A 26,093-nucleotide genomic window follows, 5' to 3' on the forward strand; every position below is an offset into this window, starting at 1 on the left:
CTTCTTATATTTGCAATTATGCGTTAGCGCTGTGCAGGGCAGCGAAGCTGGCCACCGCAAGCGAGGAAGTGAGCTTTGCGAACGGACGAGTGCGGAGGCTGGAGCGAAGCGGAACCCGGAACATAGCGACCGCCGTGGCTGAAGGACACGGCGGGAACGCCATATTTAATCTAAGCAGTTTGTTTACTAACCATCAGCGCATATTCGCCGTTGGCCGCAATCAGCTCATCGTGAGAACCACTCTCCACAATCTGACCATTCTTAATCACAAGAATTTTATTCGCATTTCGGATTGTGTTCAGACGATGTGCAATTACAATCAGAGTTTTGCCGCGGCAAAGTTCGGAAATTGCTTCCTGAATAAAGTGTTCGTTATCGGCGTCTACGCTGGCAGTAGCTTCATCTAGAATTACGATTGGCGCATTCTTGAGCATACAGCGGGCAATAGAAATACGCTGCTGTTCACCGCCACTCAAATCTGCTCCGCCTTCACCAATCACAGTATCAAAGCCGTTTGGCAACTTCATGATAAAATCATAACATCGGGCTTTTTTTGCAACTTCAATAACTTCTTCGCGGGTAGCGTTTGTTCTACCCATTGCAATGTTATTGAAAACTGTATCCTGGAAAAGATAGACTCTCTGGAATACCATTGAGATATTATCCATAAGATTTGCGACTGGAACATCGCGGATATCTGTTCCACGGATTTTTATAGAGCCATCTTTTACATCCCAGAAGCGGGCAAGAAGATTTGCGATTGTAGATTTACCGCCGCCGCTAGGACCAACAAGGGCAATCATCTGGCCTTTTTGTGCATCAAAATTAATACCGTGTAAGGCTTCCTTATCACCGTAGGCAAAACTAACATTCTGATAAGAGATTTCCGGCAGACCTTTGCGAGCTGCTTCTTCCGAAGACATCAAAGTATCTTTACCTTCATTTACAATTTCTGCCTTATCAAAAACACTTTCAATACGGTCCAGACAGGCATCAGTTACTGTAAGGCGGGCAATGTTTCCGTAGTAAGCTTTTATTGGCGCAAACAAATCAAAAGCAAAAAGCACCATTCCAAGAAAATATTCATTAGTCATCATACCCTTTGAAGAGAGCAGTGCGGAAACAAAAAGTGTAAGAGCAGTTACAATTCCATAAGAAATTAGAATAGACGCCCACCATGGAGCATAAGCCATTTCAAAACCAATTGAGTTTTTACAGCTTTCTTCAAAGCTCCTGCTCACTTCTTTTGATTTTTCTCCAAGCAGATTAAAGGTCTTGATAATTCCAATTCCCTCCGCAAACTCCAGAACTGCACTGGTCATTTTTTCTGCGGTTTTCTGCTTAAGCATAGAATGTGAAATTGAAATTCTTGTGGTAATGTTTCCAAAAAGAATTACGAGCAGGAGGCAGGCAAGAGCAGTGAGTCCCAGCTTCCAGCTCAAAAAGAACATAAAGGCAATCATAAGTCCCTGCGAAATCATAATGCCAACAAGCTCTTCCAGAACCATCATGCAGTTCTCTTCGATAAAGTTCATGTCGGTTGCAAGAACGCTGCTCACCTTACCGATGTTTCCCTCGGTAAAGAAGCCCATGGTAAGCTTACGGAAGCGGTCGCCCATTTCCATTCGCTTGTCTGCAAAAACCTTAAAGCCGGTAGCCGACTGAAGACGGTCCGTTATATTTTGCATTACAGCCTGAAGAATCACACAGGTGAGGATAATCAGTCCGTAAATAAGGCAGCTTTTTTTAGTCATTCTGCCAGCCATAAAATCACAGGCCAGAAAGAAAGAAGCCATAAGCGGCGACTTCATTACAAGGCCTTTTAGAAAGCCCGGCAGGTAAGACACGCGGATCGGAACCTTGTATTTTCCGCAAAATTCCACCAGCCGATGCATCATCGAAATCATAGATTTATTTTGTTTTTTCATTTTAAATCCTCCACTCAGCAGCTTGAGTGCTTGCGGCCCACAGCTTCTGGAACTCTTCGCAGTTCTTCATTAATTCTTCGTGTGTACCTTCGGCAATAACATTACCTGCTTTAAGAACACAAATCTTGTCTGCATTTTTGATTGAAGAAAGCCTGTGAGCAATTACGATTACAGTTTTATCTTTTACAATTTCTGCAATCGCAGCGTTCATCTTTTCTTCATTTTCTGGATCCATAAATGCGGTAGCTTCATCTAACACAATAACCGGTGCATTTTTCAAAATTGCACGGGCAAGAGAAATACGCTGTCGCTCTCCACCGGAAAGCTGCTTGCCGCTGTCTCCTGCCATTGTGTCAATTCCCTTTGGGAAGCGGGCAAGGAACTCGTCGCACTGGGCACGGTGGGCAGCGTCTAAAACTTCCTCGCGGGTGGCTGTTGGCCGGCCTATCAGAATGTTTTCGTAAAGGCTGGTATTAAAAAGAAACTGTTCCTGAGCTACATAAGAAATCTGATTGTTCAGGGCTTCGATTGACATGTCGGTAATGTCCTGCCCGCCGATTTTTATGCTGCCAGAATCCAGGTCGTAAAAATGAACAAGGAGTTTTGCAAGGGTAGACTTACCACTTCCGGATTCACCGATGAGAGCGGTGGTTGTGCCCTGCTTGAGGGTGAGATTGATTCCATGCAAGACCTCAGAATATACGGTGGTTGAGCTTGTCGAAACTACTGCAGACTTTTCTTCATTGGTGGTTTCGACGGGCTCAACCACCGCAGATTTCTTATAACTAAACTTCACATCCTTAAACTCAATATCATAATTCTTTCCTTCAAAGCCGTGAGTTCCCTGCTTTATTGCGTCGCCATTCATCATCTTTTCGAGCTCGGCAATTTTATAATCCAGCTGAGGAATCTTTCCGCCAAAGCTGAGGGCACGAAGAATTGAAGAACCAATCGAAAAGGACATGCACAAAACTAAAAGCAGTTGGCTCAAATCAATTGTACCGTTCAAAACAAGAAGGGCTCCAATCGGCAAGGTAAAAAAAGCCAGACAAGGAAGTGTTGAATTATAAACTGCCATCCATGGCCAGCAGACCTTATACCAGGCCAGCGTAAAATCACGATAGCCGCGAACTGCATCCCCAAATCGGCGGAAGGAATCTCCGTCTTTGTTGAAAACTTTAATGGCCTCCATTCCGTTTACATACTCGATGATTGTGTTGTTCATCTTTTTTGCAGACTCGTAATAAGCGCCCATTTTTGACATTCCGGCCTTCATCATCATGGACATTGCAAAAACGCCGACAGGAATAATTGCGAGAGTCAAAAGTGCAAGGCGCCAGTCAACTATAAACATTGCGATTATCACGATGAGGGGAACTAAAAGATTTGCAATTCCCTCCGGAATGGCGTGGGCAAGGAGAAGCTCAATCTGGTCGATGTCGTCTGTAAAAACGCGCTTTATCTGACCAGTTCCCATTTCCTTGATGTTTCCCAGAGGCTGATTTTCGAGCTTTGACTTTAGAGAGATGCGAATATTTTTCAGCGTGTTATAGGCACTCACGTGAGAAAAACATAAGCCTGTCGTGTAGGAGATTGCATAAAAAGCAAGGCAGGCAAAAATCAATAAAACACGAACCACCACAAAATGAAAGTCCGGCAGCTGATGTCTTGTAAGCGGAAGTATCAGCTGATACAAAAAGAAATAGGGTGCTACGTTGGCAATAATTCCAAGCGTTGTCAGCACCGACGCAATGACCGTATATTTTTTATATTTACCAATATACGGCGCTACAGATTTTAACATAGGGCCTCCGAAATAACTTTTTATTGTTAGTAGTGACTAACTTGTATAGAGTATAATTTATTGCAAATGTTGATTTCTACTAAAAATCGGGAGAAAACTAACAGTTTTCAGTAACAGGGGTTTTCATCATTGAATATTTTTTTGGTGAAAGCCCAAACTTTTTCTGAAACTCTTTTGAAAACCAGCCCATATTGGTGTAGCCGCTCTGCAGGGCTGCTTCCGAAACATTCACTTCTTTACTGGAAATAAGGCGGGCTGCATTTTCCAGACGCTGGTCTTGTATATATTGATGAATTGATGTTCCGTATAGAGAACGGAAAAGACGGGTAAGTTTGCTTTCGCTCATGGAAAGATTTATTGCGAGCTGGTGAACTTTGTAATCGTCTGCCGGATTAAATTGAATACGATGATGCAGGGCTTCTATCTGAGCAATATCAGACTGGCTTCCTTCTGCCATATCTTTATTGCGTTCTATCAGGGAAGTTTTGTTATAAAAGATTCCGTGCAGAACAAGTGCTATCAGTTCAATCAATTTTGCTTCGACGTAAACACCCTTGAACTCGTGATATTTTTCTGCACTGTCAATCTCTGAAAGAACTTTGAACATGTCTGCTGTTATTGCAGTCTTTGTTACATGGGTCAGAAAAAGAGATTTTCCCATTTCGATTTTATCCGATTCAAAATAGCGGGAAAGAAGAGTTTCAAAAAAATCAGTTGTCATCTGAAGACTCTTAAACTGAAATTTTTTATCTCCCTCATAATTCATAGAGGTTGCGTAATTCTTATTTCTGAAAACGCAAACCTCGCCCGGCAGCATGCTGACAGCTTCATGCGCGCTGTCTACCTGCCAGTCAATTTTTTGGTTGATGTTGAAGATAATCTGAATCTCATCTTTCCCGAAATTATCCGGACGACTTGCAAAAGTTTTATCCTTAAAACTTAGATTCCAGTCATAATAAACAATCTGATTACGACATTCCTTGCGTAACAGCTTAAGATCGCCTATCTCTCTTGGAATATAGGCGCTGCCATCAAAGAATTCATCTGGAGAAGAATTATAAACGTTTGGAACGATAATCTGATTGTTCATTCCGTAACCTTATTTTTTCTTTCCCTGATTTGCAACTGCATTCATCTTTGCGGCAATTGCTTCCTGGTCGCCAAGGTAGTAGTGTTTGATTACCTTGAAGTTGTCGTCGAACTCGTAAACAAGTGGGGTACCGGTTGGGATATTAACTTCGAGGATTTCTTCCGGTGTAAGGTTGTCCAGATACTTTACCAGAGCGCGGAGGCTGTTTCCGTGGGCTGCTATGATTACTCGTTTTCCGGCCTTCATCTGTGGTTTGATTTCTTCGAGGAAGTATGGAACTACGCGGGCAATTGTTGTCTCAAGACTTTCGTTTTGTGGAAGGAAGCTTGGATCTACATCGCGGTACATTGCCTGATTTTTAGCAGAGCGAGGGTCGTCATCTGCGAGTACCGGTGGCTTTACATCAAAAGAGCGGCGCCAGATTTTTACCTGATCTTCGCCAAACTTTTCTGCTGCTTCTGCCTTGTTCTTTCCCTGAAGGTCACCATAGTGGCGCTCATTCAGCTTCCAGGTTTTGATTACAGGAAGCCATTCTCTGTCCATCTCACAAAGGATTCCATTAAGGGTGTGGATTGCACGTTTCAAGTAAGAAGTGTAGCAGATATCAAAATCGTAACCTTCTTCCTTTAAGAGCTTGCCTGCTGCAGCGGCTTCACTGCGTCCCTTGTCGGAAAGTTCTACATCTGTCCAGCCTGTAAAAAGATTAAGCTTATTCCATTCACTTTCGCCGTGGCGAACTAAAACTAATTTTGTCATTTCTTTTGCCTCGAAAAATAATTTAAAAATTTTATGAGTTAGTATTGACTAACTTATAAATACAATATATATTCTGAAGCAGTTAGTCAATACTAACATACTGAATGATAAACGAGGTAATTTAATGAAAGTAGCAGTTATATACGCCAGTACAACTGGTAACACAGAAGCAATGGCAAATGCAATAAATGAAGCTTGTAAGGCATCGGGTGCAGAGGTAGTTTTTGGAACAGCAGACAGTGCTGATAAGGCAGCTGTTACAGGATGTGATGTAATTCTTCTTGGAAGTCCTGCAATGGGCGATGAAGTTCTTGAAGACACTATGGAAGAATTTTATACAGGAATCGAAGGTTCTCTCAACGGAAAAAAAGTTGGAATCTTTGGTTCATATGACTGGGGTGATGGTCAGTGGCTTCGCGACTGGAATGACCGCTTGACTAATGCAGGTGCAGTAAGTGCCGCAGAACCTCTTATGGTTCATCTTACTCCAGAAGAAGCAGATGTAGAACAGTGCAAGGCTTGGGCTGCAGCTGCAATAAAATAGGCTCTTATAAAATAAATATATTTTGAGCCGCCTGGTTTATGTCATGGCCAGGCGGCTTTTTCTTTTGAGGATTTAAAAATGAGTTTCGATCAGATAATAATACAATCAAGTTCACCAACCTTTTGTAATATAAAACCCGGAAATCTTTTCTTTGTAAAAAATGAAGATTTTGAAAATGATAAGTATGAGTCCTGGAAAAATACTTTTTTCAAACAGGGACTTATGTTTTTTTCGGCTCAAATATCAGAAACTTCCACAGCCATTCTTCTTCTGAATGTTTGCTGGTGTAGAAAGATTTTAGATGATGTCTTTGTTCAGGCTTATTTATCTGAAAAAGGTTATCATACAGGAAGCGTCTTTGAATTCGTAGAGGAACTGCTTTCCCGTATGATTGAGAATGAAGGTTTTCCTCATGAGGTAGGAGTAATTCTGGGATATCCTGTAGAGGATGTTATTGAGTTTGAAAATCACCAGGGGCACGACTGTAAATACTGCGGTTGCTGGAAATCTTATTCTGATGTAGACAAGGCCAGAGACTGTCACTGCAGATTTACTGAATGCAGCAGGCTGTGCAAAAAGTGGTACGACGAAGGCTATTCTATTAATCAGATTATTACAAAATATCAAACCTTAAAAACCGTAGCCTAAAAAAATCCGCCTGATTTCAACGAAACCGGGCGGATATTATAATAGGACTTAAAAATCTTTAGGGTGTTTATCTTAACTTCTTATAACCGTAAACTGCAGCCTCCCCCAGCTCTTCTTCAATGCGAATCAGCTGATTATATTTTGCCATACGGTCTGTACGGCTCATTGAACCTGTCTTAATCTGGCCAGAGTTTGTTGCAACTGCGATATCTGCAATTGTTGTATCCTCAGTTTCTCCAGAGCGGTGACTAGTTACTGTTGTGTAACCGTGGCGGTGTGCCATCTCAATTGCTTCAAGAGTTTCTGTAAGTGAACCAATCTGATTTACCTTGATGAGGATTGAGTTACCTGCTCCCATCTTAATTCCCTTTTCAAGGAACTTAACATTTGTTACAAAGAGGTCGTCTCCTACAAGCTGGCAGCGGTCGCCGATACGGGCAGTAAGCTTCTTCCAGCCTTCCCAGTCGTTTTCATCAAGACCATCTTCAATAGAATCGATTGGATACTTTGTGATGAGTTCTTCAAGGTAAGCAATCTGCTCGTCGTCAGAGAGTTCCTTTCCGTTTGGATCTTTTGGAGTTCCGTTTGAAAGCTGCTTGTAGTTGTAGAAGAACTTGCCGTCGCGCTCAACACTGAACTCGCTTGAAGCACAGTCCATGGCAATCTTAACATCCTTACCAGGCTTGTAGCCGGCGTCCTTGATAGCCTTAACGATGCTATCGAGAGCGTCATCAATTCCATCAAACTTAGGAGCAAAACCACCTTCGTCACCTACAGCAGTTGAAAGTCCGCGCTTTTTCAAAAGCTTAGCAAGAGCATGGAAAACTTCTGCACCCATGCGAATTGCTTCCTTTTCATTTTTAGCACCAACCGGACGAATCATAAATTCCTGGAAGGCGATAGGAGCATCAGAGTGAGCACCACCGTTGATAATGTTCATCATTGGAACCGGAAGAACATGAGCGTTTGCACCGCCAATATAGCGGTAGAGTGGGATGTTGAGAGCCTTTGCTGCAGCCTGGGCAGTGGCGAGGGAAACACCAAGAATAGCGTTTGCGCCAAGCTTGCTCTTTGTAGGAGTGCCGTCGAGCTTGAGCATCTTCATATCGATTTTGCGCTGTTCAAAAACGTTGTAGCCTTTGAGGGCTGGAGCGATAATCTTATTTACATTTTCTACAGCCTTGAGAACACCCTTTCCACCGTAGCGGTCCTTGTCGCCGTCGCGGAGTTCAAGAGCTTCGTTCTCGCCTGTGCTGGCTCCGCTTGGAACTGCGGCACGGCCAAGCACTCCGTTTTCAAGAATTACATCTACTTCAACAGTAGGATTTCCGCGTGAATCAATTATTTCGCGGCCAATTACATTTGCAATTGCAACTTTGTTTAACATGATATTACCTCGTTATATAATTTGACAGTTAGCAACAACTAACAGATTGAAATAATACCATTTTATTTTTATGTTAGCAACCACTAACTAACATGTGGCTTTTTGAAAAGCTTTAATTGCGCCTTTTGAGTGAATGCGGACAACCCGGTTGCTGTCGTTTTCAGAGATTTTTGAAAGAAGATCAATGTAAGGGGCTGCGAGTTCCGGCTTGCGTTTCCCGAGAACACGAAAAATTTCCGGCGCTTCCATACGCACTTTGTCGTCTGGGTCCGCAAGGAGTTCTGCGAAAATACCCATATAATCTTCGTAAATATCCGGTGTATTCGTAGCGATATTTTCTGAGGCCCAGATAAAGTTTAATCGGACATTCGGTGCCTCATCTTTTGCAAAACGGAATAAATCATTCCAGTAAGCTTTGATAAGACTGAAATCCGCACGACCGATTCTTCCCAGAGCGTTGAGAGCGCGTTCGCGGAGCAGCGGGACAGGGCTGTTCAGAAAATCAGAAATTGCCGGGACCCACTTCCCGATTTTCTCCGGATGCTGCAGTCCCATCTCGCCAAGCAGCCACAAGGCCTTAGCCTGGATTTTTGTGGAATCGTATTCCAGTAAGGCTGCGACATCAGAAATACTGTTCTCCCATGCTGCTTTGTTTTTTGTAAGTTCTCCGAGTTTTTTATAGAGTTCAGTTTCATCGTCATGCTGAACTTGTTTCAGCATCTTTACTTTAGATTCCGAATTATGTTCGGAAGGACAGTCCTTTATATTTTTCATAGCTTACTCAGTGTTTCTTTTTCCATTTGAATTATCTGAATCATCCGGTCGATTGCACAGATATCGATGTAGGGGACTTTTGAAGCTAGCATTTTGTCACGGTTTTCAATTGTTCCTTTTTCGTATTCATCAAGAAGTGTCGCTCTTTTCATTTTTTCTTCTTCAAGTTCTTTTTTCGTAAGAATTCCCGAATACATCACTGCAAGACAAAACCATACTGAATCAAAATCAACCCTTTCAAAAAGTTCGCAGATTGTAGCTTTCAATTCAGAGCGGCCGGCTTCGGTAAGGCAATAAACTGTTTTGTTATCCGCTTTGCCGGTGTCTTCAATATAGCCCTTCTTTTCCAGCCGCAGGCAGCTTTCGTAAAGCGTGGTCGCTCCAATTGGATGCCAGTACTGCATGTTCATATTGTCAATCATTTTGAGCATGTCGTAAGCATTCATATTACCCTGCAAAAGCATTCCACAAATTACGATTGAAGTTTTAGATAACATAATAATCGCTCCGAATATGTCATTATCGGGCTTGACCCGATAATCTCTTTTTAGAAATAAAAATCCATCCAACAGACAGAACTAAAATTATAAGCGCAATAATAAAAGATTCTAGATTTTTGATTTCCTCTCCCGCTTCCGATGAAACAATTACATCCCACAAGGCGCCCACACCCCAGAAGAAAGGAAATATAATCAACAGATTTTGGGTGATGTAATAAACTGAACAATACATGAGACCCACAAAAAAGAGATGCAAAAACTCCGGCTGGAAGCCCGCATGATGAAAAGAGTAAAAGGCCGCCGTCAAAAGAATCGCAGGAATAATTCCAAAGGCTTTTTCAAAGCTCGCCCGAAGGTAGCCGTAAATAAAAGTCATTTCAAAAATTCCCGCAACCAGAATATAAGTGGCGGCATAAAGATTTTTAATTTCGAGAATCCCCGCTGGTTTTTCATCTTTCAAAAACATGGCAAGAAGACCAGCCGCAAGAAGAAAATCAATCAAAAGGCTCAAGGCATTTTTTTGGCCTGTAAAACCAAGGGCTTTTAGGCTTCCGGCCTTTTTACCGACATAGAGCGAAACAAAAACGATCCCAAGACCAAAAATCATAAGCAAGTCGCGAAGAATAAAAGACATGGCTTTATCAATTAAAGAGTCCCCGCCAAAGAGAAGCATAATCAGGCTAAGAAAAATCATAACTGCACTCGCTCCAAAAGCGACAGCAGTATCTTTTGTGAAATTGAATCGGACAAATCTATTCATAGGAGTCTCCTGTGGGGTTAAAATACTACGTATACGTAGTAAAGTCAAGGCTTTATGCATGAAAGCGTCTTGAGTCGATGTGTTTATTCGAGAAAATCTGTATTCATACGGATAAATACTAATACCCACTTAATTTTATCCGTACGCAAAAAAGGGATTTTTACTAAAATTTCCCGCTATGTAATTAATAAATACGGATAAAAACATAGTTTGAGTGTAATTTATCCGTAAATAAAGCCGGAAACCAACACAAGAATGAATAAAAATCAAAAATTCTACGGATAAAATCCATCACTTACTGTATTTTATCCGTATGAATCTCAAAAAATAGCGTTAGTTTTGACTAACTATTATAAAGTGTATATAATACAAAACAGATGCTGAAACAAGTTCAGCATGACAAGTCGTTTACGAATGACAGCTCAGCATGTTAAGTCGCTTATGTGGAGGTCTTATGAAAGAATACGTCTGGCTTTTTCCGATTATTTTTATGTTTCATGACATGGAAGAAATAATCGGCTTTAAATACTTTTTACGACAGAACACCGCAGAACTCCAGCAGCGCTTTCCTTTTATCCTCCGCCGCTACAAAGATTTTTCGACAGAAGGCTTTGCCCTTGCTGTTTACGAAGAACTCATTTTATGCATTGCAATTTCCGCCCTCGCATATTTTATGGACCGCAATTTTCTCTGGTATCTCTGGCTGGGGGCTTTTCTTGGCTGCGACCTTCATTTTTTTATTCATCTGATTCAGGTAAGCATTTACCGCCGCTACATTCCGGCCTGCATCACAAGTTTAATTTGCCTTCCTGTAAACACCCTGATTATCTGCAAATGTCTTTTATGCATTGAAGATTCTGCACTCTTTGCCGGAGCCTTTATGGCACTCGGCGCAATCCTTGTTTTTGTAAATATTTTTATTGCCCAGAAGCTGATGGGCTGGTTTACAAAAAAGACAGCATAATTATAATATTTCCTATGGAAATCAGAGATAAGCGAATAGATGATGGGAAAGCCTTTGACTGGGGAAAGACCTCAAAGGAATATGCAAAGTTCCGCGACATTTATCCGGAAGAATTTTATAAGAAGATTGTGGACCGCGGCCTTTGTGTAAAAGGACAGAAGGTTTTGGACCTTGGAACAGGAACCGGTGTTGTGCCGCGCAATATGTATAAATACGGCGCTCAGTGGACCGGTACAGATATTTCTCCGGAGCAGATTGAGCAGGCAAAAGTTCTGGCGGCTGATGCCGGAATGAAAATTGATTTCATTGCCGCGGCAACAGAGCAGCTTAATTTCCCAAAAGAAAGCTTTGATGTAATTACAGCCTGCCAGTGCTTCTGGTATTTTGACCACGAAAAGGTTATGCCGGTTTTAGCTGATTTGCTTAAGCCAAAAGGAAAGCTTGTAATTCTTTATATGGCATGGCTCCCGTATGAAGATAAAATTGCCGGCAAGAGCGAAGAGATGATTTTGAAGTACAGCCCTAAATGGTCTGGCAGTGGAGAAAAGCGCCATGAAATCTGGATACCGGATGTTGCTTATAAATATTTTGATAAAATCGACCACGAAGAATACGACCTTAATGTTCCCTTCACAAAAGAAAGCTGGCACGGCCGAGTAAGAGCAAGCCGTGGAATCGGCGCTTCACTTAATCCGGAAGAGCTCGCCCGCTGGGATGCAGAACATCGTGCTCTCCTCGACGAAATCGCACCCGAAAAGTTTGATATTTTACACTACGGCGCAATCACAGTTTTGCAGAAGAAATAGTCAAAAATTCTGGAGGATTTAATAATGAGAAAAATTGGACTTGTTGGTGGCACAGGACCGGAATCTACTTTAATGTATTATAAGGAACTCAATTCTCGGATAGACAATTTGACTGGCGAAAAGGCAATGCCTGATATTGCAATTGAAAGCGTAAACTTTCGGCGTGCCTGGGAATATGTTTGTAATAAAGATTACGAAGCACTGTCTGATTATCTTGCAGAAAAGGTAAAATGTCTGGAAGCTTCTGGCTGCGAGGTTATTTCTCTTACTGCAGTTACAATGCATATTGTTTTTGATGAAATTGTGAGAAAGTCGGATACCAAACTATCGTTAGTTAGTATCCCAAAGACTGTCGCTGAAGAAACTGTAAAGCGTGGCATCAAAAAAATAGGCCTTCTTGGAACTATTTTCACAATGGAAGAAGACTATATGAAAAAGGATTTGCTTGAAGCCGGTGTAGAAGTTTTCGTTCCGGATAAATCTGAACGCGAGCTTATTGCAAAACGAATTTTCGAAGAACTCGAAAAAGGAATCGTAAATGAATCTACACTTGCCGAGTTTGTCCAGATAATCAATAAGATGAAAGAGCGCAACGGAATCGAAGGAATTATTCTTGGCTGCACGGAATTGCCGCTGATTTTGAATCAGAATAATTGCCTGCTTCCTTGTCTCGATGCAGTGGAAATCCATATCAAAAAACTCATAGAACTGGCTTTATAAAACAAGGAAGAACATTAATGAATATTGGAATTATAGGTTATGGAAGCATGGGGAGCATGCTTGTTGAAAAATTATCGAAAAACAAGGATAACAGACTTTATGTTTATAACAGAACTATTGAAAAACTGAAGAGTCTGCCTCCTGAAATTTATATCTGCTCAAGCAATTCTGAACTGGCATCTAAAGTTGATATTGTCATTATGTGTGTGCGTCCCCTTGATATCAAACTTGTGCTTTCTGAAATTGCTGAATCTGTACAAGCTGACACATTGATTGTCTCTTTAAATGGAAGTGTGTCTTTTGCATCTATGGAGAAAATCATAAATCATAAAATGGCAAAAGTCATTCCAAGCCTCACCGCTGAAATCGGTAAATCTCAGACTCTGGTCTGCTTTAATGAAAAGGCCGGCGAAGATGATAAAACAAATCTCAAGTCTCTTTTTAAATGCATGGGAGATGTGATTCTTCTTCCTGAAAATGAAATGGGAATGGGCTCAGAACTTGTTTCCTGCATGCCGGGCTTTATTGCTTCTATTTTTGATGTACTGTGTTCAAAAGCCCGCGAGCATACTTCTATTTCGGAAGACCAGATTGCTTCAATGGTTTTAAATACTCTTTGCTCAACCGGCGAATTAATGCTTATAAAAAAGATGTCCTTTAATGATGTGGTTACCAGAGTTGCGACAAAGGGCGGTATTACTGAAGAAGGAACTAAAGTTGTTTACGAAAAGTTCCCTGCAATTGCCATAGACCTATTTGAAAAAACTCTTGAGAAGCGCAGACAGACAGCCCTAAAAGCTGAAGAACTGTTTTTGCAGTAGGCAACACATTTACAAAAAGAAAAATCAACATTCTTCCGATAAAAGATAATTTATTTACGCGTTTATCGGAGACTTGCGTCTTCTTTTGTCCCTGATATTTTATTACAACCCGATAAAAGCATTAGAAAATCTATTTTTATCGGAACCATAGTCCGAATATTCAAATAATTTTTCTGAAAATCTTTTGTCTGCGTATGTTTTCTTATAAAATAATCCGATAAATACAGGAGATTTTTTATTTTTATCGGGAGTTAATATTTTTTCCCAAAATTTCAAAATATTTTCTTCCGATAAAAACAAAGATATTTACGTTTTTATCGGAATCCGGGACAATTATAACTTCAAAAATTCTAAAACTTAAAAGAAAAGCCCCTTCACAAAAATCTCAATTCCAATGCCAACAAGAATAAGTCCGCCCGCCAGTGTTGCTTTTGCGCCGAGTTTGTCGCCGGCCTTTTTGCCAATCAGCAACCCTGTCATACAGATTGCAAAAGTAACGCCGGCGATAAGCAGTGAGGCAACAAGTGCCATCAGTAAACCATAATCTGCAATTGTAAAGCCGACAGAAAGTGCATCAATTGAAGTTGCAACGCCCTGAATCAAGAGGGTAGAGATGGTGAGCTTTGCGGCAACTTCAGCAGCCTCGTCTTCTTCCCCATGCACCGCTTCCCAAATCATCTTGCCGCCAATCCACAAAAGCAGGGCCAGGGCAATCCAGGGAATCAAAACTTCAAATTTTGAAAAATACTCAACAATCGTGTGAACGCAAATCCAGCCAATCATAGGCATGGCAAACTGGAAAAAAGCATAAACGCCGGCAATAAAACACATGCGGCTTTTTTTCATTGCGGATTCACTTAAGGCATTTGCAATTGAAACTGAAAAGGCGTCCATGGCAAGACCAACGCCAAGCAGAACGCTGTTTACAAAAAAGATAAGATTCCATTCCATAGTAAGAGTCCTTAAACATGAGTCTCGCTATTTAAGGCAAGCCAGGATCGAAGTGCCAGCCGGCAATTCAGATTCCAGTATGTTGACTTGTTACGTTTCTGAAAATCAGAAACGCCAGCTACTCCCCCATGGAAGTTATTTGAAAGATGTTTTTGAATTATCGCAAAAATCAGCCGACAGGTCAACATTATATGAAAAGTAAATTGCAGAATAAGCAGGACACCCGCGAAATGTTAGTCAGCGGAAATGTCTTTAAGACAATGCTCACTCTGAGTGTACCGGCTGTGCTCGGTATGGTTGTTATAGGGCTCTATAATTTTATGGATGCCGTTTTCGTAGGCCAGATGGTTGGCCCTGTTGCAATGACAGCAGTAAAAGTTTCTTATCCTTTTACTCTCATCAACAGTGGAATTGCAACTTTGATAGGTCAGGGCTCTGCTTCGGTTCTTTCGAGAGCAATCGGTGAGCGCGACAAAGATACCGTTGACCGCATAATGGGAAATCTTATTTCATTTGTAACACTTCTTTCTGCAATCGTAATTGTAGTTGGTTTGATTTTTACACGTCAGCTTTTGACACTTGCCGGAGCAGAAGGCGAAGTTCTTGAGCAGGCAATCCGCTACCTCCGCATAGTATTCTGTGGTTCTCTTTTTGTAAACCTCGGACAGTCTACAAACATGATTATGCGCGGTGAAGGCAAACTCAAAAAAGCAATGATTATTATGGCAACCAGCGCCATCCTCAACATCATTCTTGACCCGATTCTTATCAAAGTGCTCGGTGCAGAAAATGGAGTTCTCGGAGCTGCCTTTGCAACAATCATTTCTCAGTTTGTTTTGATGTGCATGTCTTTCTTCTATTTTATCAAGAAGAGCGACACAGTCCGCATTCACAAAATCCGCTTTGAAGGAAAGCTTGTAAAGCCTGTACTGGGAGTCGGCGTTTCTGCAATGCTTATGCAGGTAATGTCCATGGTTCAGCAGACAATCCTTTACAATACAGCAGCAAAGTGGGGCGGCAGTGAATGGCAGACAATTTTGGGTGCAGCCCTCAGCCTTCAGGCTTTTGCCTTTATTCCTCTCTGGGGAATCAGTCAGGGCTTCCAGCCGGCAATCGGTACAAACTACGGTGCAAAGCGTTTTGACCGCGTTGGTGCCTTCACCCGCACCTTTATGATTTCTGCAACCGTCGTGGCTCTTCTCTTCTACGTTCCTATTATGTGCTTCCCAGTGAAGATGCTTTCAATGTTTATTACAGATGCAGCCATCGTTCAGACTGGTGCGCCAATGCTCCGTGTAATTTTTGGCGCCTACATCTGCTACGGTGTTCTGATTCTTTCGATTACTTTCTTTCAGGCAATCGGTAAGGCCGGAGGAGCTTCAATTCTGGCCCTCGCAAGACAGCTTGTTCTCTTCCTGCCACTCGTTGTGATTTTGCCGCATATCGCAGGCTTTGGTGTAAAGGGCGTCTTCTATGCCCAGCTGATTACAGACCTTGTAGTTCTTCTCCTTGCAATTATCCTGATGATAAAAGCCTTCGCCGGATTTAAGAAAAATTAGAAATATTTGGGCGCATCCCTACTTGGTGGTTTCGACAAGCTCAACCACCACTCCGGGTCGGGCGTTCCGCTGTTCCGCTGGCGCTCCAGCCTCCGCACTCGCTCACTAACTAACGTTAGTTCACTCGCTTGCGTGGGCCTCCTTCGGCGCAGCTCCATGCCCTTGCGCAGGAATCAATTAAACTTAAGAAATAACTGTATAGCCTGTGTCGCTGATAATTTTCGATAATTCAGATTCTTCCAAAGAATTCTTAGCCCGCACCAGTACACTTTTCTTTTCGAGATTAACTTTAGCCCACACTCCATCTTTCGAGTTCAATGCATTTTCGACCCGGCGGGCGCAGTTACTGCAGTGCATACCGTCCACGTTGAGATTGTAGGTGTAAGGGTAGTGGGCCTTGTTTTTATCTTTCACTTTGATTTTCTTTGGCGCAGCATCGTGGGTGCCACAGCAGGCTGAGCCGTATTTAATTCTTTTTCTGATGCTGAGGATTGCGCATACCACGATGATTGCTAAGACAAAAATTACGATTGCTGTTCCCATATTATTTTATAACCTCCCACATGATTCCCATATTCTTAAAGCCACCTTTTGGCATACAGGAATCGCAGTGTGATTTTCCCTTTCCGTGTGAGCAACCGGCGCAGGACGTACAGTGTCCCGAACAAACCGGTGCCGGCTTTTTGCCCGCCGTGAGCAGAGTCTCATCTTGCGGATAAGAGGTTGCAACCCGGCGGATTATTTTTGAACGTTCCAGAAAATCGATTTTGCGCAGAATGTCGTCAGTAGTTGTGCCTAACTCGCCGGCAAGCATTTCGATAGTTCGAGAACGTCCGTCAGTTAATAAGTTTAACAGTTCTTCCATGAAGACCTCAAGCGTTAGGGATTGTAGGGGCGCGAAGCGTTCTGGGGTGCCAACCCCAGAATGAAGCGAAAGCGGAACCCCGCAAAGCCCGACCGGCCGCCGAAGGCGGACGGGAACGCCCTACCAGATCAAAAGTCCAATATGATAAGCCACACAGGCAATGAGGAGGGCACCGAAAGTATAATAAAGAGCAATCAGACTTGTCCACTTTGCGGAGTGAGTTTCCTGATAAGTTGCGGCAAGGGCAACGATACAAGGCATGTTGAAAGTAATTGCAAAGATGAAGGCGAGAGCTTCAGGTTTAGAAACATTTGACACAAGCAGCTCGTTGATGTTTGCAACCGCACCGCCAGCAACTGTGCTTCCAACTGTAATCATGCTATGGTCTGTAAAGATCGTACTGAGAACTCCAATTGCACCTTCCTTACCAAGAGAAGAAACAATGAAGGCCATAAAGGTTTTCCAGCCAAGACCAAAGATTTTTGTAACTGGTTCTATTGCCTGTCCAATCTTATACATGATGGAATTATCCATCTTTCCAGAGCTTGTGTAAGTGAGCAGCCAGAAGACAAAGGAAACAAGAAGAATTACTTTGAGTACGCGGAAGAAGGTGTCCTTTGTGCGGCCAAGAACGTAGCGGAAAAGGCTTCCCCAGCGTGGCTTGTGATATGGAGGAAGTTCCATAATCATACCGCAACGGTCTTCTTTTTTAACGAGAGAACGGCCGAATACTTTTGAAGTAATCCACATGTGAAGAACCATTACTACAAGAATTGCAACAATTACGAGCGGTGCACCGGCACCAAACCAGACGGTAGAAAGCATTGGAACAACGGCCCAGGCAGCACCACAAGGAATTGCCCATGCAAGTGCGATGGTCAAAACCTTCTGACCCCAGTTATCAATTACACGGGCACCTGCGGCACCACCCATTGTACAACCAAAGCTTACGAGGAATGGCATAACTGATTTTCCCTGAAGTCCCAGTTTAGACATTGTGTTGTCGAATACGTAAGAGATTCGGGCCATAACGCCGACTTCTTCCAGCAGACCAAATACCAGAGTTACGCCAAATACAAAGCCCAGCATCTTAAAAATAAAGCTGAGAGAGTTGATGATTACATCGCAGATGATTGCAATGATAAAGGCAGGGCAGCCTATTGCATTCAGACCTGAGCTTATCGGACCTGCAAGTGCACCCACGGCGCTACCAATTCCCATAAATGGAAGCGCTGGTATAAACGACGCAATAAGTCCGAACAAAACTGTAAGAACTACAACAGGCTTTCCCCAGATGCGGTGAGTTATCATGCGGTCAAACTTACCGAGAGTTCGGGTTTTCTTTTCTGATTTTACAGATCCGTCAAGGAGAGAATCAATCCAGGCAAATTTCTTTTCGCCTGTAAGCAGAACTCCGTTTTTGATTTTTGCAACAGCAGTTTCGAATGCTGTTCGTTTTTCTCCAATAAGTGCATTTTTGATTTTTGCAGTTACCGGGGCATCTCCTTCAATTGCCTTTGCAGCCAGCCAGATTTCTGAATATCCAGGAATCACGTTTGCAGGAATCAGATTTTTAATTTCACTATATCCATCAATGGCTTCAAATTTAGAATCAATAAGAGAAGCGTCTAAAACTGTTTTATTTTCAATAGCACGTTCAAGAGCAGAATAAAAACTGTCGTATTTCTTTCTGTCTGGGGCAGAGAAGAGAACAACCGGAATGCCAAGCTTCTTTTCAAGAGCGGCGTAATCAATCTGCTTTCCCTGTTCTTCTGCAACATCATAAAGATTCAAAAGCAGGAAGCATGGAACTGTAATGCCGGAATAATCAGCCAGCATGTAAAGACTGCGCTCAAGCTGAGAAGAGTCTGCGAGAATACAAACTACATCTGCTTTTCCGCTTGCAATATAATCACGGGTAATGATTTCTTCATCTGAGTTTGCACTTAGACTGTAAGTTCCTGGAAGGTCGGCAACCAGGTACTTTTTACCGTTGTGCTCAAAAGTACCTTCTTTCTTTTCTACAGTTTTTCCAGGCCAGTTACCTACATGCTGCTTCATTCCAGTGAGAGCATTAAATAAGGTAGATTTTCCTGAGTTAGGCTGACCGAGCAGCGCAATTACTGTTTCTCCATTATCTGTCATACGGCTTCCTCCACTTCAATGTCTTCGCATTCATTACGGTTAAGAGCAATCATTGTGTCTCTTGAATAAACGAGCAGTGGACGTCGCTTTTCATTTTTTACTACGGTTACTTTGCAACCGGGAGTAAGCCCGATAGAAGTAATTCTGCTTACAAAACGGGTATCGCCATTAATACGGGTGATAATACCGCTGCCTTCTTTTTCAAGCTCTGTCAGCTTCATATCTTTTTGCCTCTCTTATTAGTTAGTACTAACATAGAAGTTAGTTGACAATAACATTACTATAAAATATTGTTATATTCAACTAACTAAAATAGGAAATAGTTATGAATACGATGCCTGCAGATAAACTTTTTCAAACCTATATGGATCTAATAAGCAAAAGAGAAAGTGAAGAAATCTATCGGTTGAATGAACCTATAGGCGAAGGCATAATGAGGCATACTCATATTGCCAAAGGTATAGAACTCGTTTATTCCGAACTTGAAAGTTATAGTCCGAATTATCAGGCAGAAAAAAAAGAAGTTGATGGTCTGGAAATCATGTATATTGTCGATGGACACGGTGAATTTGAACTGCAGAACAGACAGTTTGCCAGTGGTGAAAAAGGCGATGTTATGATTTTCAACTGCAAAAGTGCGGTAAAAAAAGCAATTCTTGGTAAAAGCGGAATGAATTGTATAAGTATTATTCTTTTTACCGAGGATACAATTTCATTCCTTAATACTTTTCTTGGAACCAGAGACTTCAGCTCTACTAATTTTTTTAATGACATAAGAAAGAGTGACAGTGCAGTATCTTTCCCTTGCGGTGAACTACTGGAAAAACTTTTTCTGGAAACTATCAGACTGCCTGGAGCCTTTTCTAAATATACTGTGAGGCTTGCTGTGATACATGCAATTATACTTTTAATTCAGAAATTCAGAGATAAAGATGGGGTAGATGTTCGTTTAAAAAATGATAATCCGGATGCATATTTCAGTGGCTCCACTGGACGTAAGGTTCAGAATGTCCGCCGTATTATTAATTCGAATCTGGAAAAAGAAATCTCAATTGAAGAGCTTGCCAGCAAGGTTAATCTAAACCGTACAACTCTTCAAAAAGTTTTTAAGGAAATCTATGGGCTTACTGTAAATGAATATCGTACCAAAGCCCGCCTTCAGTTTGCCAAAAATCTGCTGGCATCTACTGAGCTTTCAATAACAGAAATTGCCGGCCGGTGTGGTTATGCAAATGCAAGTAAGTTTTCAGAGGTTTTTAAGAAAAATGAAGGGGTACTTCCTAAGGATTGGCGAAAATAATTTTATGTTAGTTATAACTAATTTATTGACAAAATATCCGTATAATTATATTATCCTCCGCGTTAGTTATAACTAACACAGGAGTTAAAATGATTAAATCTAAAAAATTGGTGATTACAGCCGCTTTGTGTGCTTTCACCGCAGCTATTTCATTTGCACAGGAAGTGTCATTTGAAAACAAACTTTCATCAGAAATTGTAAATATCAACATTACAGAAGATGATACAGATTCCGCTTTTGCAGGTTTTGAAAACGAAACAAGTGCAGAATATTCTTCTGATAACCTTGATTTTGGACTTACTTTGAAGTTTAATCTTGCAAAGGAAGATGATGATTCATTCTCAATTGGTAGTGAAGATTTTATTGATGATTATTTTATTGAATTCCGCCCAATTGATTTGCTTGGAATTGGTTTTCATAGAGGATATTCAGTAGCAGGTTCATATCTTCCATGTCTTGATGCCGAAATTGAGGCAGCAAATATCGGAAGCGATTTTGGATTATTTGTACGTCCGATTGAAGGACTTGTTATTGCAGGTGGTATTGATTTCATTTCTTATTTCGGTAGAGATGGAGAAAAACCACTCTTCAATGCAGGTGCTGAATATACTCTTGGAGAAACAGTAGCATTTGGTGCTGCAGTACGAAATATAGCATCAGATGACCGCTCTTTTGGTGCCTATGCATCATTTACTGGTCTGGAAAATTTTACAATAAATGCTGGTTTTACATATAATGGTGCAATAGAAGATTATAATATTTCTGGAAATCTTGTAAATGCAGCACTTATTTATACAAACGATCCATTAAGTATTTCTGCTGATGCAGTATTTGCTGTAGGCGGAGATGAAGATGAAGCTAACGAACTTTACACTGCTGCAAATGTTACATATCAGATTACAGAACCTTTATCTGTAAATCTTTATGGATACTTTACAACAGACTTTGATAATGATGATTCATGGTGTGTAGGTGTAAATCCTTCAGTAGATTATCAGTTGACTGAACACAATACAATTGGTGGCGGTGTTTTTGTAAATGTTATGAAATCACTTAAATCAATTTCTTTCCCGGTTTACTGGAAATATGCTTTCTAACAATTCATAAATGATTAAGTCCTGACTTTTCCGGCTGTACCTCTCGTGCAGCCGGTTTTTTTTATAAAAAACTCCATTCTGCACAATTCACTCCAATCTGCAATTTAATTTTCTGAAAATAGATAAGTTAGTCTTGACTAATTTACAACAGATTTTTATCTTAATTTATTAAGTTAGTAAGTACTAACATTATAAGAGGTTTATATGTCTAATAACAAAAGTAATCGTCCTGTACCTAAAAAGACAGCAACCTTTAAGGCAGCTCACCGCGGTCTTATCAGCTGGATTTTTTATTTTGCAGGAAGTAAAAAAGGGCAGTACATCGTTAGTGTATTCTTTGCTCTTTTAAGTGTGGCCTGCTGTATTGCACCATATTTTATAATTGCACGAATTGTTCAGCAGCTTATGGCTGGGGTTCGTGACTGGCAGCTCTTTTTGAAGGAGTGTGGTATTACAGCTCTTTTCTGGTTTGGCAATGTGCTTTTTCATGCAATTTCTACAAGCATGAGCCATATCGCAACCTTTAATTTGCTTGGCAACATCAGAAAATCAATGTGCGACAAGCTCACACGTCTTCCGCTTGGAACTGTTCTTGATATGCCGTCTGGCGCGCTCAAGAGTACAATTATAGAAAGAATCGACAGTATGGAAACAACGCTCGCTCATATTGTTCCTGAATATACTTCGAACATCATTTTGTCAATTGTTCTGGTTGTTTATCTTTTTGTTCTGGATTGGCGTCTTGCCCTTGCCTGCATGGCGGTTCTGCCCGTGGGCCTTATTGCAATGTGCTTTATGTTGAAGGATGGTGATAAACGTTTTAAGTTTGCTCTGGATAAGACAAAGGCTTTGAACGATACTGCTGTTGAATATATTAACGGTATTGAAGTTATCAAGGCTTTTGGAAAATCTAAGTCCAGCTACGAGCGTTTTGTTGTCGCTGCTCAAGAAGGATCTGCCTGCTATGTTGAATGGATGCGTGACTGCATCTGGCCTCATGCCGTTGCAACCGTTGTGACTCCGACTTTGCTTTTCTCACTTCTTCCAATCGGCGGCTTTATGTTCCTGAAAGGTGCTATTGATGCTTCACTTTTTATCACAGTGATTGTTCTTGCAGTCAGCGCAATTCAGCCATTTTTGATTGCCTTTACCTATCATGATGATATTGCAAAAGCCGGCGCAATTTTCGGCGAGGTTGGTGCCATCATGACTCTGGATGAACTTGAGCGCCCGGAAGTTGATGTTAAGAAGCCTGCCGATAACTCAATCGTACTAAAAGATGTGCATTTTTCTTATCATAAACAAAATGAACCACACGGATTCGAAACGTCTAACGACGTTTCTGATAATAAAAAAGATTTTGCGTTAGCAAAATCCAATCCGTGTGGCAATGAAATATTGCATGGGGTTTCAATGAGTTTGCCACAGGGAAGTTACACCGCCTTTGTTGGACCAAGTGGTTCCGGAAAATCTACAATTGCCCGCCTCATTGCTTCACTATGGGATGTTGATTCAGGCAGCGTAGAAATTGGCGGCGTTAATATCAAAGATTTGTCTCTTCAGGAATACAACAGCCGCGTTGCTTATGTCAGCCAGGACAACTTCCTCTTTGATATGAGCGTTCGCGAAAATATCCGTCTTGGCCGTCAGAATGCGACAGACGCCGAAGTAGAAGAAATTGCCCGCAAGGCCGGCTGTTATGATTTTATCATGTCGCTTGAAAATGGCTTTGATACAGTTGTTGGCGGCAGCGGTGCTCACTTGAGCGGTGGCGAACGTCAGCGAATTGCAATTGCCCGTGCCATGATGAAGGATGCCCCAATCGTAATTCTCGATGAGGCTACAGCTTATACAGACCCTGAAAACGAAGCAATCATTCAGAAGTCTGTTGCTCAGCTCGTAAAGGGAAAGACATTGATCGTTATTGCTCACCGTCTTTCAACAGTAAAAGATGCAGATAAACTCTATGTAATCAAAGACGGCGTAATCGACAGCGAAGGAACTCACGAAGAGTTACTGGCTCAGAATGGTCTTTATAAAAAGATGTGGGAAGCTCATATCGAGTCTAAGGATGAATAATTATGTTTAGTACATTGATAAAATTTTTCAAATTCTGTGATGAAGAAAACCGTAAAAAGTTTACAGGTTCGATTTTTGTAGGAATCTTGAACTCGCTTTTTATGGCGTTTAGAATTGCTGCGGTAGCCGTTATGCTCCGCGGAGTTATTGGTACTGCTATCGAAGGTCAGCCTTTTGAAACAAAAACAATCTGGCTTTCCTTCGGCATTATGTGTGTTAGTATGATTGGTGGAATCATCACCCGTAAAATAACTGCAATGTGGCAGTGCGAAGGCGGCTACAGAACCTGCGCAAAAAAGCGTATCGAAATTGCCGAGCATCTGCGCTATCTGCCTATGGGTTATTTCAACGAAAACAGTCTTGGTGAAATTACGTCAGTTACAACTAACACGATGGAATCAGTTGGTGACGTAGCAACCCGCGCAGTTATGATGGTTTTCCAGGGCCTGCTCGATACTTCACTTATTATCGTGATGCTCTTTTTCTTTGACTGGAGAATTGCCCTTGTTGGCCTTGCAGGTTTTGCCCTTTTTGAGTTTGTAAACTTTTTCATGCGCTTTGCAGTAAAGAATATTTCTGCAGATAAGATTCGTGATGACGCTGCAGAAATCGGAAAGGTTCTTGAATATATTCAGGGAATCGCAGAAGTTAAGGCTTATAACCTTGTTGGTAAGCGTAGCCGCGAGCTTAACGACGTTATCAACCGCAGAAAAAAGACTCTTGTAAAAATGGAGATGCGCTGTATCCCGGTTTCAAATATTCAGTCTCTGGTTGCAAAGCTTAGCGGCGTTGCCATGATGATTACTTCTTTGTACTTTTATCTTGCGGGCAGTATGACCCTTGCAGACTGTGCAACAATGCTTGTTTGTTCTTTCATGCTCTTTAATGCTCTTGAAGCCGGCGGAAACTATTCTGCACTTTTGAGAACAATTGATCTTGGTGTTACTAAAGCAAGTGCTATACTTGCACTGCCAACTATGAACATTGACGGTACAACTGAAAATAATAAAAATGATTTTGCGTTAGCAAAATCCAATCCGTGTGGCAATCCTCTCATCCAGGCCAGCAATATCGACTTCGCCTACGACAAGCGCAAAATCATCGACAATATTTCCCTCTCAATTCCGGAGCACAGCACTACTGCCATCGTCGGTCCAAGTGGCGGCGGTAAAACAACCTTCTGTCATCTTCTTGCCCGCTTCTGGGATGTAGACAAGGGAAGTGTCACTCTGGATGGAAAAGATGTCCGCGATTACAGCATGGATAACCTTATGAAAAACTACAGCTTTGTTTTCCAGAATGTTTATCTCTTCCACGATACAATCGCAAACAACATCCGCTTTGGCCAGCCGGAAGCTCCGATGGAAAAAGTTATTGCCGCTGCAAAAAAGGCCTGCTGCCACGACTTTATCAGCCAGTTGCCGAACGGCTACGACACAGTAATAGGTGAGGGCGGTGCAAGCCTCTCTGGCGGCGAACGTCAGCGTATCTCAATTGCCCGTGCCATCATGAAGGATTCTCCAATCATCATTCTTGATGAAGCTACAGCAAATGTAGACCCGGAAAACGAGCGAGACCTCATGAAAGCCATCGCAGAACTCACCCGCGAAAAGACAGTTATCATGATTGCCCATCGATTAAAGACTGTTCGCAATGCAGACCAGATTGTCGTAATAGACAAGGGCCGCATAGCCGAGCAGGGTAAGCACGAAGAACTTGTCGCAAAAGGCGGAATCTACGCGAGATTTATCGACTCGCGTAAAGAAGCAGTTTCCTGGAAATTGTGATATAATTAATCTATGAATTATATTATTGCAAAAGGACTTTTAATTCCTTTTTTAGGAACAGCACTTGGTTCAGCTCTTGTTTTCTTTATGAAAAAGGAGCTGGACTCTCGTATTCAAAAAATGCTTTCAGGTTTTGCGGCCGGCGTTATGGTGGCCGCATCTGTCTGGAGCCTTCTCATTCCGTCAATGGAGATGTCCAGCGACTGCGGCAGACTGGCCTTTATTCCGGCAGCAGTGGGATTCTGTCTTGGAATGATTTTCCTTCTCATTCTGGATAAAACTGTTCCACATATGCACCTTGATGAAACTCAGGAAGGTGTAAAAAGCAATCTTCAAAAAACTACAATGATGGTACTTGCCGTTACCCTTCATAATATTCCGGAGGGAATGGCCGTTGGTATTTTGTATGCGGGCTGGGCTTCCGGTTCTGCCCAGATTACCGAGGCTGGTGCTCTCAGTCTTGCTTTGGGTATTGCGATTCAAAACTTTCCTGAAGGTGCTATCATTTCCATGCCGCTTCATTCAAAGGGGCTGTCTAAAGGAAAAGCCTGCTGGTACGGAGTTCTGTCTGGAGTTGTTGAGCCTGTAGCCGGCTTCCTCACAATTCTTCTTGCCAGCCTTGTTATGCCGGTGCTTCCATACTTCCTGAGTTTTGCCGCTGGTGCTATGATTTATGTCGTAGTAGAAGAGCTTGTGCCTGAAATGTCAGAGGGCGAGCATTCTGATTGGGGAACAATTGCCTTTATGCTTGGCTTTGCTTTGATGATGATTCTGGATGTTGCCCTTGGCTGATTAGTCCGGGCATCAT

At 41.9% G+C, this 26,093-nt stretch carries 26 protein-coding genes; 12 read left to right on the forward strand and 14 right to left on the reverse strand.

The window, feature by feature from the left end; all coding sequences use genetic code 11:
* Positions 1 to 170 precede the first annotated feature (170 nt).
* The 4 genes from G626_RS0112125 to gpmA all read right to left on the reverse strand — a co-directional run bounded on the left by G626_RS0112125 (position 171) and on the right by gpmA (position 5,578).
* Positions 171 to 1,928 (reverse strand): ABC transporter ATP-binding protein, encoded by a 1,758-nt coding sequence (locus G626_RS0112125; protein WP_022933054.1) that lies wholly within the window; start codon positions 1,926 to 1,928, stop codon positions 171 to 173.
* 1 nt (position 1,929) lies between these two features.
* Positions 1,930 to 3,732: an ABC transporter ATP-binding protein gene (locus tag G626_RS0112130; RefSeq protein ID WP_022933055.1), complete on the reverse strand. Its 1,803-nt coding sequence runs from the start codon at positions 3,730 to 3,732 to the stop codon at positions 1,930 to 1,932.
* Between the two features lie 97 nt (positions 3,733 to 3,829).
* Positions 3,830 to 4,822, reverse strand: coding sequence for a helix-turn-helix domain-containing protein (locus G626_RS0112135; RefSeq protein ID WP_022933056.1), 993 nt, complete (start codon positions 4,820 to 4,822; stop codon positions 3,830 to 3,832).
* A gap of 9 nt (positions 4,823 to 4,831) precedes the next feature.
* Positions 4,832 to 5,578, reverse strand: a complete 747-nt coding sequence (gpmA, locus tag G626_RS0112140) for a 2,3-diphosphoglycerate-dependent phosphoglycerate mutase (protein WP_022933057.1) — start codon at positions 5,576 to 5,578, stop codon at positions 4,832 to 4,834.
* A gap of 124 nt (positions 5,579 to 5,702) precedes the next feature.
* Between gpmA and G626_RS0112145 the strand changes: the two genes are divergently transcribed.
* Both G626_RS0112145 and G626_RS0112150 read left to right on the forward strand, forming a co-directional pair.
* Positions 5,703 to 6,122, forward strand: a complete 420-nt coding sequence (locus G626_RS0112145) for a flavodoxin (RefSeq protein ID WP_022933058.1) — start codon at positions 5,703 to 5,705, stop codon at positions 6,120 to 6,122.
* Positions 6,123 to 6,200: 78 nt separating this feature from the next.
* On the forward strand, positions 6,201 to 6,770 hold the full coding sequence (locus G626_RS0112150; protein WP_022933059.1) for a DUF3793 family protein: 570 nt from the start codon (positions 6,201 to 6,203) through the stop codon (positions 6,768 to 6,770).
* Positions 6,771 to 6,837: 67 nt separating this feature from the next.
* Here the strand turns inward: G626_RS0112150 and eno are convergent, their stop codons facing one another.
* The 4 genes from eno to G626_RS0112170 all read right to left on the reverse strand — a co-directional run bounded on the left by eno (position 6,838) and on the right by G626_RS0112170 (position 10,320).
* The gene (gene eno / locus G626_RS0112155; RefSeq protein WP_022933060.1) at positions 6,838 to 8,157 is read right to left on the reverse strand and encodes a phosphopyruvate hydratase; all 1,320 of its coding nucleotides are present in this window, start codon (positions 8,155 to 8,157) and stop codon (positions 6,838 to 6,840) included.
* An 87-nt stretch (positions 8,158 to 8,244) separates the two neighbouring features.
* Positions 8,245 to 8,931: a sister chromatid cohesion protein PDS5 gene (locus tag G626_RS0112160; protein ID WP_022933061.1), complete on the reverse strand. Its 687-nt coding sequence runs from the start codon at positions 8,929 to 8,931 to the stop codon at positions 8,245 to 8,247.
* Positions 8,928 to 9,428, reverse strand: a complete 501-nt coding sequence (locus G626_RS0112165) for a PadR family transcriptional regulator (RefSeq protein ID WP_022933062.1) — start codon at positions 9,426 to 9,428, stop codon at positions 8,928 to 8,930. Before G626_RS0112165 ends, G626_RS0112160 begins: the two co-directional genes overlap by 4 nt.
* Positions 9,429 to 9,450: 22 nt before the next feature.
* Positions 9,451 to 10,320, reverse strand: a complete 870-nt coding sequence (locus tag G626_RS0112170) for a CPBP family intramembrane glutamic endopeptidase (protein ID WP_156003326.1) — start codon at positions 10,318 to 10,320, stop codon at positions 9,451 to 9,453.
* A gap of 325 nt (positions 10,321 to 10,645) precedes the next feature.
* Between G626_RS0112170 and G626_RS0112175 the strand changes: the two genes are divergently transcribed.
* Genes G626_RS0112175 through G626_RS0112190 form a run of 4 tightly spaced genes read left to right on the forward strand, consistent with a single transcriptional unit; the run spans position 10,646 to position 13,502 of the window.
* On the forward strand, positions 10,646 to 11,155 hold the full coding sequence (locus G626_RS0112175; RefSeq protein WP_022933064.1) for an HXXEE domain-containing protein: 510 nt from the start codon (positions 10,646 to 10,648) through the stop codon (positions 11,153 to 11,155).
* A gap of 14 nt (positions 11,156 to 11,169) precedes the next feature.
* Positions 11,170 to 11,961: a class I SAM-dependent methyltransferase gene (locus tag G626_RS0112180; protein WP_022933065.1), complete on the forward strand. Its 792-nt coding sequence runs from the start codon at positions 11,170 to 11,172 to the stop codon at positions 11,959 to 11,961.
* Positions 11,962 to 11,985: 24 nt separating this feature from the next.
* Entirely contained in the window at positions 11,986 to 12,681 is a 696-nt protein-coding gene (locus G626_RS0112185) for an aspartate/glutamate racemase family protein (RefSeq protein WP_022933066.1), read from the forward strand.
* Positions 12,682 to 12,698: 17 nt separating this feature from the next.
* Entirely contained in the window at positions 12,699 to 13,502 is an 804-nt protein-coding gene (locus tag G626_RS0112190) for an NAD(P)-binding domain-containing protein (protein ID WP_022933067.1), read from the forward strand.
* 102 nt (positions 13,503 to 13,604) lie between these two features.
* Here the strand turns inward: G626_RS0112190 and G626_RS18145 are convergent, their stop codons facing one another.
* Together G626_RS18145 and G626_RS0112195 are read right to left on the reverse strand one after the other, a co-directional pair.
* Positions 13,605 to 13,778 carry a hypothetical protein gene (locus G626_RS18145; protein ID WP_022933068.1) on the reverse strand — a complete coding sequence of 58 codons (174 nt, stop codon included), beginning with the start codon at positions 13,776 to 13,778 and terminating at the stop codon, positions 13,605 to 13,607.
* An 81-nt stretch (positions 13,779 to 13,859) separates the two neighbouring features.
* Entirely contained in the window at positions 13,860 to 14,453 is a 594-nt protein-coding gene (locus tag G626_RS0112195) for a manganese efflux pump MntP (protein ID WP_022933069.1), read from the reverse strand.
* 191 nt (positions 14,454 to 14,644) lie between these two features.
* Between G626_RS0112195 and G626_RS0112200 the strand changes: the two genes are divergently transcribed.
* On the forward strand, positions 14,645 to 16,012 hold the full coding sequence (locus G626_RS0112200) for an MATE family efflux transporter (RefSeq protein ID WP_196800491.1): 1,368 nt from the start codon (positions 14,645 to 14,647) through the stop codon (positions 16,010 to 16,012).
* A gap of 183 nt (positions 16,013 to 16,195) precedes the next feature.
* On the opposite strand, the gene G626_RS0112205 is transcribed toward G626_RS0112200, so the two are convergent.
* The 4 genes from G626_RS0112205 to G626_RS0112220 all read right to left on the reverse strand — a co-directional run bounded on the left by G626_RS0112205 (position 16,196) and on the right by G626_RS0112220 (position 19,243).
* Positions 16,196 to 16,555, reverse strand: a complete 360-nt coding sequence (locus G626_RS0112205) for a heavy-metal-associated domain-containing protein (protein WP_022933071.1) — start codon at positions 16,553 to 16,555, stop codon at positions 16,196 to 16,198.
* A 1-nt stretch (position 16,556) separates the two neighbouring features.
* Positions 16,557 to 16,877, reverse strand: a complete 321-nt coding sequence (locus G626_RS16600; protein ID WP_022933072.1) for a hypothetical protein — start codon at positions 16,875 to 16,877, stop codon at positions 16,557 to 16,559.
* A gap of 120 nt (positions 16,878 to 16,997) precedes the next feature.
* Positions 16,998 to 19,022, reverse strand: a complete 2,025-nt coding sequence (gene feoB, locus G626_RS0112215) for a ferrous iron transport protein B (protein WP_022933073.1) — start codon at positions 19,020 to 19,022, stop codon at positions 16,998 to 17,000.
* Complete coding sequence (locus tag G626_RS0112220) at positions 19,019 to 19,243, reverse strand: FeoA family protein (protein ID WP_022933074.1); 225 nt, start codon at positions 19,241 to 19,243, stop codon at positions 19,019 to 19,021. Before G626_RS0112220 ends, feoB begins: the two co-directional genes overlap by 4 nt.
* Before the next feature lie 104 nt (positions 19,244 to 19,347).
* Here G626_RS0112220 and G626_RS0112225 point away from each other — a divergent pair, with 104 nt between their 5' ends.
* The 5 genes from G626_RS0112225 to G626_RS0112245 all read left to right on the forward strand — a co-directional run bounded on the left by G626_RS0112225 (position 19,348) and on the right by G626_RS0112245 (position 26,077).
* Positions 19,348 to 20,322 (forward strand): helix-turn-helix domain-containing protein, encoded by a 975-nt coding sequence (locus tag G626_RS0112225; RefSeq protein ID WP_022933075.1) that lies wholly within the window; start codon positions 19,348 to 19,350, stop codon positions 20,320 to 20,322.
* Between the two features lie 89 nt (positions 20,323 to 20,411).
* Positions 20,412 to 21,419: a hypothetical protein gene (locus G626_RS0112230; protein ID WP_022933076.1), complete on the forward strand. Its 1,008-nt coding sequence runs from the start codon at positions 20,412 to 20,414 to the stop codon at positions 21,417 to 21,419.
* Positions 21,420 to 21,623: 204 nt separating this feature from the next.
* A complete protein-coding gene (locus G626_RS0112235; RefSeq protein WP_022933077.1) occupies positions 21,624 to 23,498 on the forward strand; it encodes an ABC transporter ATP-binding protein in 1,875 nt (624 codons plus the stop codon).
* A gap of 2 nt (positions 23,499 to 23,500) precedes the next feature.
* Positions 23,501 to 25,285: an ABC transporter ATP-binding protein gene (locus G626_RS0112240; RefSeq protein ID WP_022933078.1), complete on the forward strand. Its 1,785-nt coding sequence runs from the start codon at positions 23,501 to 23,503 to the stop codon at positions 25,283 to 25,285.
* A 12-nt stretch (positions 25,286 to 25,297) separates the two neighbouring features.
* Positions 25,298 to 26,077 carry a ZIP family metal transporter gene (locus G626_RS0112245; protein ID WP_022933079.1) on the forward strand — a complete coding sequence of 260 codons (780 nt, stop codon included), beginning with the start codon at positions 25,298 to 25,300 and terminating at the stop codon, positions 26,075 to 26,077.
* Positions 26,078 to 26,093 lie beyond the last annotated feature (16 nt).

Source organism: Treponema bryantii NK4A124 (assembly GCF_000421345.1).
GTDB lineage: Bacteria > Spirochaetota > Spirochaetia > Treponematales > Treponemataceae > Treponema_D > Treponema_D bryantii_B.

What these genes read in the sequence shown, in the direction of transcription:
- G626_RS0112180 (WP_022933065.1), top strand. Translation starts at nt 11,170, where the DNA reads ATGGAAATCAGAGATAAGCGAATAGATGATGGGAAAGCCTTTGACTGG.
- G626_RS0112185 (WP_022933066.1), top strand. Translation starts at nt 11,986, where the DNA reads ATGAGAAAAATTGGACTTGTTGGTGGCACAGGACCGGAATCTACTTTA.
- G626_RS0112175 (WP_022933064.1), top strand. Translation starts at nt 10,646, where the DNA reads ATGAAAGAATACGTCTGGCTTTTTCCGATTATTTTTATGTTTCATGAC.
- G626_RS0112130 (WP_022933055.1), bottom strand. Translation starts at nt 3,732, where the DNA reads ATGTTAAAATCTGTAGCGCCGTATATTGGTAAATATAAAAAATATACG.
- G626_RS0112225 (WP_022933075.1), top strand. Translation starts at nt 19,348, where the DNA reads ATGAATACGATGCCTGCAGATAAACTTTTTCAAACCTATATGGATCTA.
- G626_RS0112200 (WP_196800491.1), top strand. Translation starts at nt 14,645, where the DNA reads ATGAAAAGTAAATTGCAGAATAAGCAGGACACCCGCGAAATGTTAGTC.
- G626_RS0112125 (WP_022933054.1), bottom strand. Translation starts at nt 1,928, where the DNA reads ATGAAAAAACAAAATAAATCTATGATTTCGATGATGCATCGGCTGGTG.
- G626_RS0112205 (WP_022933071.1), bottom strand. Translation starts at nt 16,555, where the DNA reads ATGGGAACAGCAATCGTAATTTTTGTCTTAGCAATCATCGTGGTATGC.
- G626_RS0112245 (WP_022933079.1), top strand. Translation starts at nt 25,298, where the DNA reads ATGAATTATATTATTGCAAAAGGACTTTTAATTCCTTTTTTAGGAACA.
- G626_RS0112230 (WP_022933076.1), top strand. Translation starts at nt 20,412, where the DNA reads ATGATTAAATCTAAAAAATTGGTGATTACAGCCGCTTTGTGTGCTTTC.
- G626_RS0112240 (WP_022933078.1), top strand. Translation starts at nt 23,501, where the DNA reads ATGTTTAGTACATTGATAAAATTTTTCAAATTCTGTGATGAAGAAAAC.
- G626_RS0112160 (WP_022933061.1), bottom strand. Translation starts at nt 8,931, where the DNA reads ATGAAAAATATAAAGGACTGTCCTTCCGAACATAATTCGGAATCTAAA.
- G626_RS0112195 (WP_022933069.1), bottom strand. Translation starts at nt 14,453, where the DNA reads ATGGAATGGAATCTTATCTTTTTTGTAAACAGCGTTCTGCTTGGCGTT.
- feoB (WP_022933073.1), bottom strand. Translation starts at nt 19,022, where the DNA reads ATGACAGATAATGGAGAAACAGTAATTGCGCTGCTCGGTCAGCCTAAC.
- gpmA (WP_022933057.1), bottom strand. Translation starts at nt 5,578, where the DNA reads ATGACAAAATTAGTTTTAGTTCGCCACGGCGAAAGTGAATGGAATAAG.
- G626_RS16600 (WP_022933072.1), bottom strand. Translation starts at nt 16,877, where the DNA reads ATGGAAGAACTGTTAAACTTATTAACTGACGGACGTTCTCGAACTATC.
- eno (WP_022933060.1), bottom strand. Translation starts at nt 8,157, where the DNA reads ATGTTAAACAAAGTTGCAATTGCAAATGTAATTGGCCGCGAAATAATT.
- G626_RS0112150 (WP_022933059.1), top strand. Translation starts at nt 6,201, where the DNA reads ATGAGTTTCGATCAGATAATAATACAATCAAGTTCACCAACCTTTTGT.
- G626_RS0112220 (WP_022933074.1), bottom strand. Translation starts at nt 19,243, where the DNA reads ATGAAGCTGACAGAGCTTGAAAAAGAAGGCAGCGGTATTATCACCCGT.
- G626_RS0112135 (WP_022933056.1), bottom strand. Translation starts at nt 4,822, where the DNA reads ATGAACAATCAGATTATCGTTCCAAACGTTTATAATTCTTCTCCAGAT.
- G626_RS0112145 (WP_022933058.1), top strand. Translation starts at nt 5,703, where the DNA reads ATGAAAGTAGCAGTTATATACGCCAGTACAACTGGTAACACAGAAGCA.
- G626_RS0112165 (WP_022933062.1), bottom strand. Translation starts at nt 9,428, where the DNA reads ATGTTATCTAAAACTTCAATCGTAATTTGTGGAATGCTTTTGCAGGGT.
- G626_RS0112190 (WP_022933067.1), top strand. Translation starts at nt 12,699, where the DNA reads ATGAATATTGGAATTATAGGTTATGGAAGCATGGGGAGCATGCTTGTT.
- G626_RS0112235 (WP_022933077.1), top strand. Translation starts at nt 21,624, where the DNA reads ATGTCTAATAACAAAAGTAATCGTCCTGTACCTAAAAAGACAGCAACC.